At 59.2% G+C, this 16,752-nt stretch carries 13 protein-coding genes; 8 read left to right on the top strand and 5 right to left on the bottom strand.

Annotated features, from left to right (window positions below; translation table 11 throughout):
• Positions 1-14: 14 nt before the first annotated feature.
• Complete coding sequence (gene recJ, locus ACK4FF_RS06755) at positions 15-1,769, bottom strand: single-stranded-DNA-specific exonuclease RecJ (RefSeq protein WP_409706304.1); 1,755 nt, start codon at positions 1,767-1,769, stop codon at positions 15-17.
• Positions 1,766-2,968, bottom strand: coding sequence for a hypothetical protein (locus tag ACK4FF_RS06760; RefSeq protein WP_409706307.1), 1,203 nt, complete (start codon positions 2,966-2,968; stop codon positions 1,766-1,768). The genes recJ and ACK4FF_RS06760 overlap by 4 nt, the downstream gene beginning before the upstream one ends.
• Before the next feature lie 75 nt (positions 2,969-3,043).
• On the opposite strand from ACK4FF_RS06760, the gene ACK4FF_RS06765 reads away from it, so the two are divergent.
• Both ACK4FF_RS06765 and ACK4FF_RS06770 read left to right on the top strand, forming a co-directional pair.
• Positions 3,044-4,297 (top strand): lipoprotein-releasing ABC transporter permease subunit, encoded by a 1,254-nt coding sequence (locus ACK4FF_RS06765; protein ID WP_409706618.1) that lies wholly within the window; start codon positions 3,044-3,046, stop codon positions 4,295-4,297.
• A complete protein-coding gene (locus ACK4FF_RS06770; RefSeq protein ID WP_409706310.1) occupies positions 4,290-4,985 on the top strand; it encodes an ABC transporter ATP-binding protein in 696 nt (231 codons plus the stop codon). The genes ACK4FF_RS06765 and ACK4FF_RS06770 overlap by 8 nt, the downstream gene beginning before the upstream one ends.
• A gap of 14 nt (positions 4,986-4,999) precedes the next feature.
• Here the strand turns inward: ACK4FF_RS06770 and ACK4FF_RS06775 are convergent, their stop codons facing one another.
• The gene (locus ACK4FF_RS06775; RefSeq protein ID WP_409706312.1) at positions 5,000-5,536 is read right to left on the bottom strand and encodes a DUF2062 domain-containing protein; all 537 of its coding nucleotides are present in this window, start codon (positions 5,534-5,536) and stop codon (positions 5,000-5,002) included.
• A 14-nt stretch (positions 5,537-5,550) separates the two neighbouring features.
• Between ACK4FF_RS06775 and ACK4FF_RS06780 the strand changes: the two genes are divergently transcribed.
• Positions 5,551-6,336 carry a TatD family hydrolase gene (locus ACK4FF_RS06780; RefSeq protein ID WP_409706315.1) on the top strand — a complete coding sequence of 262 codons (786 nt, stop codon included), beginning with the start codon at positions 5,551-5,553 and terminating at the stop codon, positions 6,334-6,336.
• Here the strand turns inward: ACK4FF_RS06780 and ACK4FF_RS06785 are convergent.
• Complete coding sequence (locus ACK4FF_RS06785; RefSeq protein ID WP_409706318.1) at positions 6,333-7,568, bottom strand: hypothetical protein; 1,236 nt, start codon at positions 7,566-7,568, stop codon at positions 6,333-6,335. The two genes, ACK4FF_RS06780 and ACK4FF_RS06785, sit on opposite strands and share 4 nt — an antisense overlap.
• 160 nt (positions 7,569-7,728) lie before the next feature.
• On the opposite strand from ACK4FF_RS06785, the gene ACK4FF_RS06790 reads away from it, so the two are divergent.
• From ACK4FF_RS06790 to ACK4FF_RS06800, 3 genes are all read left to right on the top strand, one after another.
• Positions 7,729-10,146 carry a DNA internalization-related competence protein ComEC/Rec2 gene (locus ACK4FF_RS06790; RefSeq protein ID WP_409706321.1) on the top strand — a complete coding sequence of 806 codons (2,418 nt, stop codon included), beginning with the start codon at positions 7,729-7,731 and terminating at the stop codon, positions 10,144-10,146.
• Between the two features lie 76 nt (positions 10,147-10,222).
• Positions 10,223-11,638 (top strand): circularly permuted type 2 ATP-grasp protein, encoded by a 1,416-nt coding sequence (locus ACK4FF_RS06795; protein ID WP_409706324.1) that lies wholly within the window; start codon positions 10,223-10,225, stop codon positions 11,636-11,638.
• Between the two features lie 25 nt (positions 11,639-11,663).
• Entirely contained in the window at positions 11,664-12,623 is a 960-nt protein-coding gene (locus tag ACK4FF_RS06800) for an alpha-E domain-containing protein (RefSeq protein WP_409706327.1), read from the top strand.
• Positions 12,624-12,681: 58 nt separating this feature from the next.
• Here the strand turns inward: ACK4FF_RS06800 and ACK4FF_RS06805 are convergent, their stop codons facing one another.
• Positions 12,682-13,464: a 3-hydroxybutyrate dehydrogenase gene (locus tag ACK4FF_RS06805; RefSeq protein WP_409706330.1), complete on the bottom strand. Its 783-nt coding sequence runs from the start codon at positions 13,462-13,464 to the stop codon at positions 12,682-12,684.
• Between the two features lie 90 nt (positions 13,465-13,554).
• Between ACK4FF_RS06805 and ACK4FF_RS06810 the strand changes: the two genes are divergently transcribed.
• Together ACK4FF_RS06810 and ACK4FF_RS06815 are read left to right on the top strand one after the other, a co-directional pair.
• Positions 13,555-14,415 carry an alpha/beta fold hydrolase gene (locus ACK4FF_RS06810; RefSeq protein WP_409706333.1) on the top strand — a complete coding sequence of 287 codons (861 nt, stop codon included), beginning with the start codon at positions 13,555-13,557 and terminating at the stop codon, positions 14,413-14,415.
• 40 nt (positions 14,416-14,455) lie between these two features.
• Positions 14,456-16,738 (top strand): RelA/SpoT family protein, encoded by a 2,283-nt coding sequence (locus tag ACK4FF_RS06815; RefSeq protein WP_409706336.1) that lies wholly within the window; start codon positions 14,456-14,458, stop codon positions 16,736-16,738.
• The last annotated feature ends 14 nt before the right edge of the window (positions 16,739-16,752 follow it).

The raw sequence follows: 16,752 nt of genomic DNA on the forward strand, positions 1-16,752 counted from the left end.
GCCGCCGTACAGAGTCAGGCTGCTTCTCGGGGCAGCACATAATCCACCACCAGTTGCACCGCATCACCCCCATTGAAGGTGTCGCGTTCAAACCGGTAAGCCAGCAAGGCTCTTGCAGGCAGGGGTTCTACACTGCGCCAGCGCAAGGCGGTGTAGGTTTTGCCGTCGCGGCGCAAGGTGAATTTGCTGTGGGCGTTTTTCAAGAGGCGGTGCTCCAGCACCTCAAACTCATCCACAAACAGGGGGGCTGGAAAGCCCTGCCCCCACACCTGCGCATCCAGTAAATCAGCGGTTTGTCCGCTGATATAGGCGGCGGGCAAAGAGCCATCCGTGTCGACAGTCTGGGTGAGTACGGTGTCGTCAACCACCTCATTCACCGCCCGGTCGAACTCCAGCTTAAATTGATTGAGGGCTTCGCCGTGCAGCGTTAAGCCCGCGGCCATGGCATGGCCGCCAAACTTGGGCATGGCCCCGTCGGGCAAACGCTTGCAGACCAAGTCAAGCACATCACGAAGGTGCACACCAGCGATGGAACGGCCACTGCCCTTCCAGTAACCGTCGTCCCCAGGGGCCAGCACGATGGTTGGGCGGTGCAGGCGTTCCTTGATGCGGGAGGCCAGAATGCCAATCACGCCCTGATGCCAGCCCGGGTTGGACACCACCACGCCAGACACCTGATCCAGGTCGGCCAACAATTGTTCGATGTCTTCCATGGCATCGCGTTTCATGGATTCTTCGATGCGCTTGCGCTCTTCGTTCATCCGCCCAAGCTCAGCGGCCAAAGCGCTGGCCTGCTGGGCATCGTCAGTGATCAGGGCACGGATGCCAATCGACATGTCCGACAAACGGCCTGCCGCATTCAGGCGTGGGCCAATGGCAAAACCCAAGTCGCTGGCGGCCGCTTTGCGGTGGTCTTTGCCCGCCTCGTGAAACAGGGCCAGCAAGCCGGGCTGGGCCCGCCCGGCGCGTATGCGTTGAAGCCCCTGCGCCACCAGTCTGCGGTTGTTGGCATCCAGCCGCACCACGTCGGCCACAGTACCCAGGGCCACCAAATCCAACAGGCTATCGAGGCGGGGTTGCGTGGCGGCGTCGAAATGCCCTCGTTCACGCAGGGCGGCCCGTGCAGCCAACAGCACATAAAACACGACGCCCACGCCAGCAATCGACTTGCTGGGAAAACTACAGCCGGGCTGGTTGGGGTTCACGATGGCCGCTGCGGGTGGCAATGTGTCGCCGGGCAGGTGGTGGTCGGTGATGAGCACTTCGATGCCCAAGTCCTGGGCCTCGCGCACACCCTCCACACTGGCAATGCCGTTGTCCACGGTAATCAACAAGTCTGGCTCAAACTGGGCCGCAGCCAACTGAACAATTTCCGGGCTCAACCCGTACCCGAATTCAAACCGGTTGGGCACGATGAACTGCACTTGCTGTTCGCATTCGTCATGGCCTGCACCCAAGGCATTGAGCAACATGCGCAGGCCCCTCACCGCCACAGCGGTGGCTGTGGCGCCGTCACAATCGTAATCACCCACCACCACCAAGCGGGCGCCTGCTTCCAGTGCATTGGCCAACAGCTCTGCAGCTTCATCCATGCCTTTCAAGGCCATGGGGCTAAGCAAATCGGCCAGGCGGCTTTGAACTTCCTGGGCCTGGGCCACACCGCGGGCGGCCATCAAACGGGCCAATAAGGGCGACAGGCCATCACGGATCAAGCCTGCTTCAACAGCGGGGTCAGCCGGGCGTACCCGCCAATTCACAGCGGCGCTCATGGCTTGCCCCCGTGGTCAATTGGGCCATAGGCCCGGGGTTCATCGGCCTGCATCAGGGTTTGCAGTTGCACCTGTTCCAAAGCCGCCTGCCGGTGCGCCTGGGCAAGCTCTGCTTCAGTCAGCTCCTGCCCATCGCTTGGCTCTATCAAGTGGTTCAACTTGGGCGTGTTTTGCCAAAACTTCAGGCGTTCTGGCCAGCGTGGGTGCAGTTCCACCCAGCCGCCCTGCCCCATCAGCGCCCAATCCACCTGCACCCCAACCTGAGACAGGCTGGCCAGTACATCGTCGTTCAGCACGTGAAGGCTGGGTGATGGCCCACCCCAACCCTCAAAGTCCACGCAATAGACAGCACTGGGGGCCAGCGCCTGTTCAATGAACAAGGGGCCGAGGACACGGTTCCAGAAAATCAGGCGGTTCAAGGCTGGGTTGGCCTCACCCCGCATAACCACAGCGTCAAACACGCCTTCGCTGGAGACTGATTTAACCAAGGGCATGGCCCAGCGGGCTGCCCAAGCATGGCCCGCCCCCCAGAACCACAAGGCATTGAGGGGCTTCAGGCCACGTTCCTGCCGCTGCTGATTGAATGGCGCTTGATGCAGTTCAACCTGTAGGTTCAACCACATTTTTCGCCATTGGGCTGTCTCTGCACTGCGGGGCAGATAGTCGGTCAAGCGCACCCCCTGAATGGACCAGGGTGAGGCTTGCTCCATGGGCAAGGCCTCTTCCCGATTCAATACCGAGTGCAGCAATGCGTCGTTTGGACATTGCCAGCCATGCTCAACAAGCACCGGGCGAACCACCGCCCAGAAGGCGCCGAGTTCCTCTGGCGTGATGGCCAAAGCCTCGGGCGGCGTGAACTCCACGCCATCGCGCTGAATCTCAAGGCAGCCCACTGTGCCCATGAAACGGGTGAATGCGGGCACACCGTCGGCGTTGATCATGGCCCAAGCGGGATACACATCGAACTTCGCCTGTTGTTCAGGGTCGAAGTGGCGTAACAACCAAGCCTCCACCACATCAAGCCCGTCTACGTGGTGGTATGGTGCATCGCCGGTTCGGGCCAAGGCCTGCTTCAGGGGCTTGGGCAGGGCGGAGACAACCGCGTCCGCCTTGGCAGACAGGAACCGTTGCGCATGAGGCTCAGGCAGCAAGGCATCGGGAATCAGAACCCACAAAGGGGCACGGGTTGGGGTGGTCACGTTGGTATTCACACTACAATGAGGGCGCTCGCCAGCCAGGCCAGCACCGAATAACTACAGTCGGATGATTTTGTGATTAGTTTACCCTTTGATGTCGAGATTGCACTGCGCTATGTGCGCGGGGGTGGTGGCCGCAGTCGGGACAAGTTCATTTCCTTCATCTCGGGCTTGTCCATGGCGGGCATTGGCTTGGGTGTGGCGGCACTGATTGTGGTGCTGTCGGTCATGAACGGCTTCCAGAAAGAAGTGCGTGACCGCATGCTCAGCGTGATTGCCCACATTGAAATTCTCGCCCCACAAGAAGGCTTTTTCGACGCGGATGAATTGCGGCAACAAATCAAGGCGGCCGACCCAAGGGTGACCGGCGTGGCCCCCTACGTGGCCGGTGAAAGCATGCTGGCCTACGGTGACCTGCTACGGCCTGCCATTGTGAGGGGCATCGACCCGGCCCTGGAAACGCAGGTCAGCCACTTTGAGCAAGTCATCGGCGGCAGTCTGGATTTGTTGCAGGCTGGGCAATTCCGCGTGGTGATTGGCACCGACTTGGCTCGGCAAATTGGAGTGAGCGTGGGCGACAGAATTACGCTGATCGCACCGTCTGGCCAAATGACCCCTGCCGGCATGATTCCCCGGCTGCGAGCCTTTGAAATTGCAGCCTTGGTCAGCACTGGCCACTATGAATACGACAGTGGGCTGGTGTTGATGAACCTCGAGGATGCAGCCCGCTTTTACCGCAGCAACGGCCCCACTGGCCTGCGTGTGAAATTGCAGGACATGAACACCGCCCCACAGGTGGCCCGCGAACTGGAACAAAGCCTGCCACCCACCGTGTGGGTGCGGGATTGGTCAGTGCAGAACCGCACCTGGTTTGCCGCGGTACAAACCGAAAAACGCATGATGTTCATCATCTTGACCCTCATCATTGCGGTGGCGGCCTTTAACCTCGTGTCCATGTTGGTGATGACCGTGAAAGACAAACGCGGTGAGATCGCCATTTTGCGCACCTTAGGTGCCAGCCCCATGTCCATTCAACGCATTTTCATGATGCAAGGCGCACTCGTGGGCTGGATCGGCACCTTCCTCGGTATCACCTTTGGCTGGCTGATTGCCATCAACCTTGGCGTGATTGTTCCGGCCATTGAACGCACGCTGGGCGTGGAGTTTCTGCCCAAGTCGATCTATTTCATCAGCCAATTGCCTTCGGACCCACGCGCCAGCGACATCGTCACGATTGCCGTGGTCGCCTTGGTCCTGAGCGTGTTGTCGACGATCTATCCAAGCTGGCGTGCCTCCCGTGCGCAGCCTGCAGAGGCCCTGCGTTATGAATAATGCCGTTGCGGTGCTGGGCACCACCAACCTGTCCAAATCATTTGAAGGCATTACACCCGGCGATGCGGGCACAGCCATCATCCGCAACCTGAACTTTTCTGTGCAGGCTGGGGAGTCGGTCGCCATCGTAGGGGCCTCGGGTGCTGGCAAAAGTACGCTGTTGCATGTGCTCGGTGGCTTGGAACAAGCCGATTCCGGTTCAGTGCAATGGATGGGCCAAGCGATCGAGCCTTGGTCAGTCAAAAAACTGGGGCAGGAACGCAACAAGACACTGGGCTTTGTGTACCAGTTTCATCACCTGTTGCCGGAATTCACCGCGCAGGACAACGTGGCCATGGCCCTGCGTATCGGCGGGGCGGCGAAAGGCGCAGCCCGGGCGCAAGCCGCCGCAGTGCTGGATGAAATGGGCTTGAGCCACCGCTTGAACCACAAGCCGGCTGAGCTGTCGGGTGGTGAACGCCAGCGCGTGGCGATTGCCCGTGCACTGGTGACCAACCCCAAAGCGATTCTCGCTGACGAGCCCACGGGGAATTTGGATCAATCCACCGCCGACCAAGTGTTCGAGGCCCTGCTTCGCGCGCGGGGAACCCACCAAGCAGCGCTGGTGATGGTGACTCATTCCATGGACCTGGCACGCCGTTGTGAACGCGTGATGCGGCTGGACAAAGGTGAACTGAAAGCACTCTGAGTGAGGGCTGACGCTTACCGGGTTCGGCGCGCCCATTGAATGCGCACACCCACAGCCCAGGCCAGCCGCACCACCGCATAACCTGCCGCGGCCAATGTCAGCATGAGGGCAGGCAAACCCACCGCCAAAGCGGGCCCCAAGCCCAGCATCCAGTCCAGCAACGCCGACGCGGAACCTGACAGGTTCGACCAAACCCATTCCGGGGCAGGCGCCGTATGGCCCTGCCCTGCGCTGCCCAACAACCATTCGCCATAAGCGACCGCAACTAGGTACAGGGGCACAATCGTCAAGGGGTTGGTGTACAGGGTTACCACAGAGGCCACCGCCAGATTCACCCGAAACACAACGGCCAACAAGACGGCCCCGGCGATCTGCAAGGGGCCGGGAATCAAACCACAAAACAGGCCCAGCGCAACGCCACCCGCCACGCTGCGGCGGTTCAAGGCCCACAGGTTGGGTTGGGACAAGTGATGCCGAAAACGGTGAATGACCGGCAAGCGTTCGAAGTGTTCAGGGGTCGGCAGGTGTTGGCGTATCCAGCGGCGAATCATGGCAAACTTCAGTCATGTGGATCGATACGCACTTGCATCTGGACGCCGCCGAGTACAACCCTGACAGGGGCGACGTGGTGGCGCGTGCGCGGTCTGTTGATGTTAACGCGTTTGTATTGCCTGCCGTGCACGTGAGTAATTTTGACGTGGTTCGCACACTGGCCCACAACACGCCCGGTGCGGTGTATTGCTTGGGGATACATCCACTGTATGTGGGGCAATCCACCATTGAAGACCTTCACACACTGCGACTCGCCCTGGAGCAACACCGAGATGACCCCTTGCTGGCCGGCGTGGGCGAGATCGGCCTGGATGGCTTTGTGCCGGGCCTGGACTGGAACCGGCAAGTTGAGTTTTACCACGCGCAGTTAAAGCTGGCCCGTGACTTCGACTTGCCAGTGGTGCTGCATGTGCGCAAATCACAAGACAGCATCCTTAAAGGGTTACGCCAGTTCAAACCACGCAGCGGTATTGCCCATGCCTTTAACGGCAGTGTTCAACAAGCCACACAGTTTTTGAATGCTCACATGAAGCTGGGTTTTGGAGGTGCCAGCACCTTCACCCGCGCGCTGCAGATACGCCGACTGGCCGTCGAATTGCCACTGGATGCGTTAGTGACTGAAACCGATGGGCCCGACATTCCTCCGGAATGGATTAACCGTCAACGCAATGAGCCATTCCACTTGCCGAGAATAGGCGAAGCGTTGGCGCAGCTTCGAGGCATGGCTGTGGCGGACTTGGCCCAAGCGATGCGCAACAACGCTTGGGCGGCGTTGCCCGCGCTGGCGGCACACACCTAGAAATCATCGAAAGGGAATATGCGGTCCGAGCGTTTCGACAAATCCAACAAGGCACGCTTGTTGTACTTGTTCATGGACTGAAACAGGGCCATGGAATGGCTGTGAACCTCGGTGTCTGAGGGCTGATGATGTACCCCCAACAACGTGAGGGGGTTTTGCGACAACGCGGAATAACGACCTGGTAGCGCATCGTACCGCTCTGACTCACTCATCAAACACAATCGCTCGATGTCGCACATACGGTCAAAGGCAGAACAATTCAGTAGATCTGCAAGGCCCAGGTGTTGCGCCACCGCTGAACGCCAAAGCCCCAGCCAGGATTCAAAAACCGGGCTTTGGACGTCGTAATTCGTGCCCGCTGCCTTCATGGTGCTGTACTCCAAACCAGCAAGCTCTTTTGAGCAACGAACCACTGTGGCCAGCTCGAGGTGCTCCGGCTTTGCAGGCCCCGGCCCAACCAAGGCTGAGGCGAACAGCGCAGTCGAGGACTGTGCTTCACTTCGGTGGACACTGCGCAGTTGCCGGGCCAGAGCTGCCCCCAGCCAACGGTCCGAATCGTCGGAAACAAGTTGCTGGGCCATGGCCATCCACACGCCAGTGGCCACCTCCACGGTGTGGCGCTGATACCTCTCGTTGTATTTCATGTCCTTGAGCCAATGGCTGAATTGCCGGTGGAAGAGGTATCGCGGGCCGTGATTTGACTGTTTGGTTGGATTGCCGCAGGAAAAGGCGCGGTGTTCATGATCCATGCACAGGGCCACAGCCAAGGCAGGTACCGCATTTAAGCTGGGCTGAAGCACACTGAAAAAAACGCAGCCCTTGTCTATGCTTGAAGGTACGTACTGCAAGTATGAGAGTTCATCGTCTCTGGCCTTTGGCTTTGATGGCTCCGCCGGGTTTTGGGGGCTCAGGTCCCGAACATCGTTCGCACCGTTACGAACAACCACCGCACGGTCACCCACCGTCAGATGCTGGTTACGCTTGCCGTACAACCCCACCCCGCCCCGGTCTTTCCAGGCGTCTTGAAGGGCCTGAAGACATTGAGGCAAAGAGAGTTGCCGATGAAACGCCTGACTGAAACACTTCGACTGCAACAGCGCATGCCATTCAGTGTTGAGGCAGTTGGTTTCGGCAGGCCGGGGCGAGGCGGGCAAGCCGTCGTCAGACAAGGCATCGGGGGCCACGGGCAAGGCCGGCGGGCTACTGGGCGTACATTGAACGGACTGGAACATGGTGGACATAACCTTTTGTTTTTGATGATCTTATGCGCCAAAAGCCGACTACTGCACAGCCATACCCCTTTGGTGAACCGGTTACTTCCTTCTGGTTAATTCGATGAGGTTTACACACCGGCGCGCGGCGAAGATGAGGGTTTAATCACGCTTCAGCCCCATGCCCTTGAATACCTTCATCGCCATGGCCGCAGGCTTGTGGCTGTCGGCTGTGCTGGTCAAGGGCTGGCAACCCGTCTGCTCACCGGGCTTATGTGGGTCAATGTGGGCGCAGGCACTGGCAACCCTGGCCCTGCCGCTAGGCCTTGGATTGTGCAAACGTTTGGGCGGGCCATGCTGGCTGGGCTTTGTTACGGCAGCCGTGGCAGGCGCTTTGCAACTGACCGTGCCACTGACCCAAGCCCTGCACACACGCATCACCGAGGAATGTCACGGACAACAGGTCAACTTCACCGGCCAGTGGGAAGCACAGACGCTAACAGCCACGGATGAGGTCAGGCTGAGTCTGAGGGCGATGGGTGACACCACACCCTGCCTGAAACCAGGCGCGCTTGTGTCGGTGACCAGCCCAGTTTCGGCTTTGCCAGCCAACGCCAAACCCGGTGACACGCTGGCTGTGCCACTGGGTTTGGCCGCCCCCCACTATGCCCTGCCCTTGCAGGGCTTTGATGCCCAATGGCATGGGCTGACCGAAGGACGGGCTGGCCACGGACGCCCCAAAGGCCCCATGCTGTTGACCGACCAGCGGCCAGGGTGGATGCCCGGCTATTGGGCTGAACAGGCGCGCTGGGCGGTTACCCGGCGCATCAATGCCCACCCGTGGACCGGCTCTTCCAAAGCCACGCTGATTGCGCTGGTGACCGGCGACCAAGGGCAGATCTCCGTCGAAGACCGACAGTTGTACGCACTCACTGGCGTGGCTCACCTCTTGGCCATTTCAGGCTTGCACATCACGCTGCTGGCGTTCTTGGTCAGTGCCCTGCTGATTGCGGGCATGAAACGGGTTCGCAACCCTTCCAGCCCAATCAGCGCTCAAGCGATTGGGCACAGCCTCGGGTTTCTGGCCGCCCTTGGCTACGCCCTGTTCACAGGGTGGTCAGCCCCCGCACAGCGCACTGTGGTGATGCTGGGGCTGTGGCAATTGCACCGCCTGCTGGGCCGACACACCAGCCCATGGGACATCTGGGTCAAATCAATACTGGTCTGTGTATGGCTGGACCCGTTTGCCTGGTGGGACCTCGGCTTTCAACTGTCGTTTGGCGCTGTTGGTGTGTTGATTCTGGGCCATCACAACCGCATTCATCTGCAACCCTGCCTGCCCGCGTGGTTGGCCTCGGCTCTGCAAGCCCAGTGGGTGGTCACCTTGGGCATGCTGGTGCCTACGGCGGTGCTGTTCAACCAACAAAGTCTGCTCAGCCCCATCGCCAACGCCCTCTCCATTCCCTGGGTCAGTTGGGTCAGCACGCCGCTGGCGCTGCTGGGCGGTTTGTTCAATCAGTCCTGGGCCATTGCTTTGGCCGCCAAAACGCTGGATTGGCATCACGGCTGGCTGGTTTGGCTGTCGGCATGGGCTCCCAATGCCTGGGCGGTGCCAGCCCAACCCTGGTGGGTTTACACCTTGGCCTTGGTAGGGTGCATCGGTTTGTGCCTGCCCAAGGGAGTGCTGCCGCGGTGGTTTTGTATCGCCTTGCTTAGCCTTTTGCTGTGGCCCCCACCTCGCCCCGCAGAAGGCGAATTCTGGTTGACCGCGCTGGACGTTGGCCAAGGCACAGCGGTTGCGATTCAAACACGTCATCATCTGCTGGTGTACGACACTGGGGCGGCCAAAACTCCGCGCAGCGACCAAGGGCTGCGCACCATTCACCCCTGGCTGCAAGCCCAAGGCCATGAGCGCATTGACGTGCTGTGGTTGTCCCATGCCGATGGAGACCACACGGGTGGTGCAGCCAGCCTTTTGAGCCTGCATCCAACCCAACGTTGGGTCAGCCCAATGCCCGATGACCTGCCCCTGATGCGCACCTTGAAACATACCGCGCAACAACAAGGCAGCGACATGAATCACCAGCCCTGCAGCACCATGAAGGCCTGGACCTGGGAGGGCATACGCTTTGAACCACTGACCACACCGGTTCAACAAGGCGACTCTGACAACGACCAAAGCTGTGTCTTGAAGGTCAGCAACCACGCGCACAGTGTGCTGCTGACTGGCGACATTGAATTGCGCGCCGAGAAGAGACTGACCGAGTATTGGCCCGCCAAGGTGTTGCGCAGCACCGTGTTGGTGGTGCCTCACCATGGCTCAAAAACCTCCTCAACCCCGGCTTTTCTGGATGCCGTGCAACCAAGCACCGCCATCATTCAGTCGGGCTGGAAAAACAGCTACGGCCACCCACACCCCGAGGTGATGGCCAGATACACTTCACGCGGCATTAACGTGCTCAACACAGCCCAAGTTGGTGCAATCCAGATGAAGTTCCCATCAAATCAAATGCCTGCAAGCACCTGCACCGCAGTGAGGTTCAGGGGGCAGTATTGGCACATGCACAAATCAGGTGCACACCCCGACGAACACTGTTAATTTGTGCAAGGCCCTGCAAACATTTGCTGGCACGCTTCTTGTTATTCATTCTTTATATTGAACAAGGACTCGCCGTATGCCTGTAAAAGCCTTCGATGAAATGCACACCGCCTCTGGTGAACTGCGCGCCCACTACCAGGATTTTGACCGCTGGCTGACTGCCCAGCCAGCCGACCGCCTTCAGAACAAGCGGGCTGAGGCTGACCTCATATTTCGCCGAGTCGGCATTACCTTTGCCGTGTACGGCGATGATGCTGGCACCGAACGCCTGATCCCCTTCGACATTGTTCCGCGCATCATTCCAGCCGCGGAATGGAAAACACTTGAAGCCGGGTTGCGCCAACGGGTGACCGCGTTGAACATGTTCCTGAAGGACATTTACAACGAACAGCACATCCTGAAAACAGGGCTGATTCCGCCGGAACAGATTTTCGAGAACGAACAATATCGCCGCGAAATGCAAGGCGTCAAAGTCGCTGGCGACATTTACGCCCACATCGCTGGCGTGGATGTGGTGCGGGCCGGCGAAGGCGAATTCTACGTGCTGGAGGACAACCTTCGCGTGCCCTCAGGTGTCAGCTACATGCTGGAAAACCGCAAAATGATGATGCGGCTGTTCCCTGAACTGTTTGTGCGCAACCGCGTGGCCCCTGTCGAACATTACCCCGACAATCTGCTGGAGAACCTTCGGTCAGTCTCACCGCAGAACCACACCGACCCGACTGTCGTGGTGCTCACCCCGGGCATGTACAACTCCGCTTATTTCGAGCATGCCTTTCTGGCCCAACAGATGGGTGTTGAACTGGTGGAAGGCAAGGACATGTTTGTAGAAGACGACGTGCTCTACATGCGGACCACCTTGGGCCCCAAACGGGTCGATGTGATCTACCGACGTCTGGACGATGACTTCCTCGACCCCAAAGTTTTCCGTGCTGATTCCCAACTCGGTGTTCCCGGCCTGCTGGACGTGTACCGCGCGGGCAACGTGACCCTGTGTAACGCCATCGGCACCGGTGTAGCCGACGACAAATCGATCTACCCCTACGTGCCCGACATGATCCGGTTCTACCTGAGCGAAGAACCCATCATCAACAACGTACCGACCTGGATGTGTCGCAAACCGGAGCACTTGAAAGAAGTACTGGCCCGCCTGCCCGAGCTGGTGGTCAAGGAAGTTCACGGTGCAGGCGGTTACGGCATGCTGGTCGGCCCGGCGTCCACCAAGGCCCAAATCGAAGAATTCCGCGCCAAGCTGATTTCAGACCCAGCCAAGTTCATTGCCCAACCCACGCTGGCACTGTCCACCTGCCCCACCTTTGTAGAGTCAGGCCTGGCACCCCGCCACATCGACCTTCGCCCCTTTGTACTGTCGGGCAGCAAAGTGTCCATGATCCCCGGTGGCTTGAGCCGCGTGGCCTTGCGTGAAGGGTCGCTGGTGGTGAACAGCAGCCAGGGTGGCGGCACCAAGGACACCTGGGTGCTGGAACGATAAACACACAAGAATGAAGGATTGAGCCATGTTGAGCCGCACCGCCGACCACCTGTTCTGGATGGCCCGATACATTGAACGGGCCGAGAACACAGCACGCATGCTGGATGTGAATGTACAAACTGCCCTGCTGCCGCAGGACGCTGACAACGCCGAACAGGGTTGGCGCGCCATGCTGTCCATTTGCGAGTTGCAGGAAGCCTTCTCCAAGCGGCATTCCGCTGTGACGGCCGAAGCCGTGATTGATTTCATGGTGAAAGACCCGAACAACCCGTCCAGCATCTACTGCTGCCTGCAAGCGGCCCGCGAAAATGCACGCGCTGTGCGCGGTGCCCTGACCACCGAGGTTTGGGAAACCAACAACACCACCTGGCTTGAATTGCGCAAGCTGATTGAAGAAGGTTTGGTGGAACGCGACCCCTCTGCATTTTTTGAGTGGGTCAAGTTTCGCAGCCATCTGTCACGCGGGGTGACCATTGGCACCATGTTGAAAGACGACGCCTTCCGCTTCACGCGGCTGGGGACCTTCCTCGAACGCGCAGACAACACCGCGCGGCTGCTGGATGTGAAGTTCCACAACGTACCCTTCAACCCGCTGGCCAATTCAGTGGTGTCTGCAGACCCACACGCCGACTATTACCACTGGGCGGCCATTCTGCGCTCGGTGTCGGCTTTTGAAATTTACCGGAAGGTGTATCGGGACGTGATCACCCCTGAACGCGTGTGCGAACTGCTGATTCTGCGTGATGACATGCCAAGGTCGCTGATTGCATCGATGAACGAAGTGGTGCTTAACCTCAGCCACGTGCGCAACAGCTATTCAGCAGACACCGAACGCCGCGCGGGCAAGCTGCGTGCCGAGCTTTTGTACAGCCAGATTGATGACATTCTGCAAATGGGCCTGCACGCCTATCTGACCAACTTTCTGGAACGTGTGAACGACCTGGGCAACCGCATCAGTAAAGACTTCCTAGTGCCCTTGAACTGAACCCGGAACGGCCCCCGTGGTACACGTGGGGGCCTTTTCCGAAACCATCAGCCCGGTGTTATTGGGCCACCCAACCGCCGTCCATGTTCCACGCCGCACCGCGAACCTGAGACGCGTCTTCGGAACACAGAAACACCACCAAGCCCCCTAACTGCTCAGGCGTCACAAACTCTTGGGAAGGCTGCTTTTCACTGAGTAACCCAATCTTGGCCTGCTCAACACTCACCCCCTCACGTTGAGCGCGGGCATCCACTTGCGCCTGCACCAGCGGGGTAAGCACCCAGCCCGGGCACACTGCATTGCACGTCACCCCTGTAGTGGCTGTTTCCAGCGCCACCACCTTGGTCAGCCCCACAATGCCATGTTTGGCTGCCACATACGCCGATTTGTTGGCCGAAGCCACCAAACCATGCGCCGAAGCAATGTTCACAATCCGCCCCCAATTGCGGGCCTTCATGCCGGGCAAGGTGAGGCGTGTGGTGTGGAACGCTGCTGACAGGTTGATGGCGATCACCGCATCCCAACGGGCCACATCAAACGACTCCACGGGCGACACATGCTGAATGCCTGCATTGTTCACCAGAATATCGACCGAGCCGAGTTGTGCCTCAGTGGCCGACACCAAGGCCTGCACCTCCTCCGGTTTGGACAAATCAGCGCCGTGATATCCCACCTTCACCCCAAAAGCCGCCACAGCCGCCTTGGCAGCATCAATCTGCTCTGGTGTTCCAAAACCATTGAGCATGATGTGACAACCTTGGGCGGCCAAGCGCTGGGCCACACCCAAACCAATGCCACTGGTGGACCCGGTGACCAAAGCAATTTTGTTTTGAATGCTCACAAAAAGACCCCAAGGAAAAAATCTGGTCAGAAAAACCTGAAATACTGGTCACAGAACAACGACCACCTTCATGAAGGAGACTAGTGGACCATGCTGACAGCCCGCTTGCGCACCGTTCAATGGCTAAGCCCCACAGGGCTTAAACAACTAGGCTACCGCGAATGGGGCGACGAGGACAACCCACGGGTTCTACTGTGTGTACACGGCCTGACCCGGGTCAGTGAGGACTTCGACACCCTGGCCCAAGCCCTGTCGGCGACCCACCGGGTGATTGCCGCTGACATGCCGGGCCGTGGCCGCTCTGACTGGCTTGAACAAGGCGCACTGTACGCAGTGCCAACCTACGTGAGTGCTTGCGTGGCCTTGGTTGCACGGGCCAATGCCGAGCACCTGGATTGGCTGGGCACATCGATGGGTGGCTTGATTGGCATGGCCTACGCCAGCATGCCCGGCTGCCCCATCAAAACGCTGATGCTGAATGATGTCGGCCCAAGCCTGGACCTTGCAGCCCTTCAACGGATCGGCCAATACGTCGGCAAATCGCCCGTGTTTCTGGACAAGGCCAGCGCGCGTGCAGCCATACGTAGCATTTCCACCCCCTTTGGCCCCCACAGCGAGGCCCAGTGGAACCAATTGTGCGATTCCGTGTTGGTGCAACGGGACGGTGGTTGGACCACCCACTACGATCCAAAAATTGGTGAAGCCTTTCAAACCATCACGGCGGAAACTGTGGCAGCCAGCGAGGCGATGCTGTGGGCTGCTTGGGATGCCATCACCGCCAAAACACTGGTCATCCGCGGCGAGCATTCAGACCTGCTCAGCAAAGCCACCTGCCAAGCGATGCAAAGCCGGGGGCCCAAAGCGGAGTGTGTTGAAATCCCTGGCGTGGGGCATGCCCCCACATTCATGCAGGATGACCAGATCGACATCATCCGCCGCTTTTTGGCGTAAACTTGACAGTCGGTGAAGCCGTTTCACACACCCTACACGCATGGTTTCAGTCACCTCCACATTGGCCCAGGAAGGGCACAGCGAATCAGGATTGCCTGCACTTGCGCTCTTGAGCAAAAGTGACGCCAGCCGTGTATCCCAAGCCCTGGACTACGCCCGCGAACACGCCCATGGTCATGTTCTGGACACACAGGAACCAGCGCTTCAGCACATGCTGGCCGTTGCGGACCTGCTGGCTGAATTGCGCACCGATGCAGACACCCGCATCGCCGGTTGTTTGGGCCCCTTGGTGTTCTTTGACAAACAGCTTGAAAACCGGATGGAAAACCGGTTTGGTGCCGAGGTGGGCCGCATGCTGGCGGCTTTGCGCAAGTTGTTCAAAATGCGATCCATGGTGGGCCCCAGCATGGCCAACACCGCCATTGAAACCCTGCGCCTGGCGGACCAAATGGAAACCCTGCGCAAGATGTTGCTGGCCATGGCCACCGACATCCGCGTCATTCTGATCCGCTTGTGTTCACGGCTGCAAACCCTCCGGCATTTCACCTCGCTGGATGAAATCAAACGTGAGGAAGGCCCGCTGTGGCGGTATGCCCAATCCCACGCGCAGGAAACATTGGAGCTCTACGCCCCCCTGGCCAACCGGCTGGGCTTGTGGCAATTGAAGTGGGAACTGGAAGATTTGTCGTTTCGCCTGCTTCAACCGGGCGTGTACAAAAACGTGGCCAAGATGCTGGACGAGAAGCGCACTGAGCGCGAGGCGTTCATCGAATCAGCCATGGAGGCCATTCGTACTGCGCTGAACAAGGCGGGCATTGCCTGCGAAATCAGTGGCCGGCCCAAACACATTTACAGCATCTGGAACAAGATGCGCGGCAAAGGGGTCAGCTTTGACAAGCTGTACGATGTGCGCGCCTGCCGCGTCATTGTAAGCAGCGTGGCTGAGTGCTATCAGGCCTTGAGCATCGTCCACAGCCTGTGGCAACCCATTGCTGAAGAGTTCGACGATTACATCAGCAAACCCAAGCCCAACGGCTACCAAAGCCTGCACACCGTGGTTCAGGACGCCACCGGCAAAGCGCTGGAAGTGCAAATTCGCACCGAAGAAATGCACCAGTTCGCTGAATACGGTGTGGCTGCGCACTGGCGCTACAAGGAGGCCGGGCGTGACGGGTACGGCGGAGAAAGCCGCGCCGAAGGCGACTTTGAAGAACGCATTGCCCTGCTGCGACAGCTTTTGGCTTGGCAAAAAGACGTGACTGACACCATGGGTGAAGCCAGTGACTGGGCCCAGGAAATGAAGGTGTCGGCCCTGAACGACCATGTCTATGTGTTTACACCGCAGGCCCGCATTGTGGAGCTGCCCACCGGCAGCACCCCATTGGACTTTGCCTACCATGTGCACACTGAGTTGGGGCACCGCTGCCGAGGCGCGCGGGTTAACGGCCAGATGATCCAGTTGAATACCCCGCTTGAAAACGGCCAAACCGTGGAAGTGATCAGCGCCCGTGGTGATGCGCCTTCCGGCCCTTCGCGCGACTGGCTCAACCCCCATCAGAAATATCTGGTCAGCCACCGTGCCCGCCAAAAGGTGAAACAGTGGTTTGCGCAACAAGAGCGCCGTGAAACGCTGGAACGCGGCAAGGCAATTGCAGACCGCGAGTTGCAACGCATCGGCCAAACCTCCCAGAATCAGGACCTGCTGGCCCAAAAACTGGGTTACGACAAACCTGAAGACCTTTACGTGGCGCTTGCGCGGGAAGAGATTCGCCCGAGGGCCATCGAACACGCCTTGCGGGAAGCGCCACCCACAGACACCCCGACTGGCGACGATGAACAGATTGAAATCATCAAGCGCCGCAAAGGCAACGCAGACACCCAGCAAAGTGGGGTGTTGGTGGTCGGGGTTAGCACCCTGATGACCAACCTGGCCCGCTGCTGCCGCCCTGCCCCACCCGACCCCATCATCGGTTTCGTCACCCGGGGCAAGGGGGTGTCCATCCATCGGCTGGGTTGTTCAAACCTGGCTGAAGTGATGCGCAGGCACCCGGAAAGGCTGATTGAAACCACGTGGGGTGAATCGGGTGGCTTGCATTACCCGGTGGACATTTCGATCACCGCCAACGACCGGCAAGGGCTGCTTCGAGACATCACCGAGGTGTTTTCGCGGGACAAGATCAATGTGATCGGCGTGAACACAGAAAGCCAGCGCGGCGTCGCCAAAATGCAGTTCACCGCTGAAGTCAACAATGGCGAACAATTGCGCCAGGCCCTGACCCACCTTCTGGAAATTGATGGGGTGTTTGAAGTGCGCCGCCGTTAACTGCACACTTGCGG

Source organism: Limnobacter sp. (assembly GCF_046297615.1).
In the GTDB taxonomy this organism is placed as follows: domain Bacteria; phylum Pseudomonadota; class Gammaproteobacteria; order Burkholderiales; family Burkholderiaceae_B; genus Limnobacter.

Excerpts from the sequence above, each read along its gene's own strand:
- ACK4FF_RS06795 (WP_409706324.1), top strand. The coding sequence starts at position 10,223 with ATGCCTGTAAAAGCCTTCGATGAAATGCACACCGCCTCTGGTGAACTG.
- ACK4FF_RS06780 (WP_409706315.1), top strand. The coding sequence starts at position 5,551 with ATGTGGATCGATACGCACTTGCATCTGGACGCCGCCGAGTACAACCCT.
- ACK4FF_RS06770 (WP_409706310.1), top strand. The coding sequence starts at position 4,290 with ATGAATAATGCCGTTGCGGTGCTGGGCACCACCAACCTGTCCAAATCA.
- ACK4FF_RS06785 (WP_409706318.1), bottom strand. The coding sequence starts at position 7,568 with ATGTTCCAGTCCGTTCAATGTACGCCCAGTAGCCCGCCGGCCTTGCCC.
- ACK4FF_RS06775 (WP_409706312.1), bottom strand. The coding sequence starts at position 5,536 with ATGATTCGCCGCTGGATACGCCAACACCTGCCGACCCCTGAACACTTC.
- ACK4FF_RS06810 (WP_409706333.1), top strand. The coding sequence starts at position 13,555 with ATGCTGACAGCCCGCTTGCGCACCGTTCAATGGCTAAGCCCCACAGGG.
- ACK4FF_RS06790 (WP_409706321.1), top strand. The coding sequence starts at position 7,729 with ATGCCCTTGAATACCTTCATCGCCATGGCCGCAGGCTTGTGGCTGTCG.
- recJ (WP_409706304.1), bottom strand. The coding sequence starts at position 1,769 with ATGAGCGCCGCTGTGAATTGGCGGGTACGCCCGGCTGACCCCGCTGTT.
- ACK4FF_RS06815 (WP_409706336.1), top strand. The coding sequence starts at position 14,456 with ATGGTTTCAGTCACCTCCACATTGGCCCAGGAAGGGCACAGCGAATCA.
- ACK4FF_RS06800 (WP_409706327.1), top strand. The coding sequence starts at position 11,664 with ATGTTGAGCCGCACCGCCGACCACCTGTTCTGGATGGCCCGATACATT.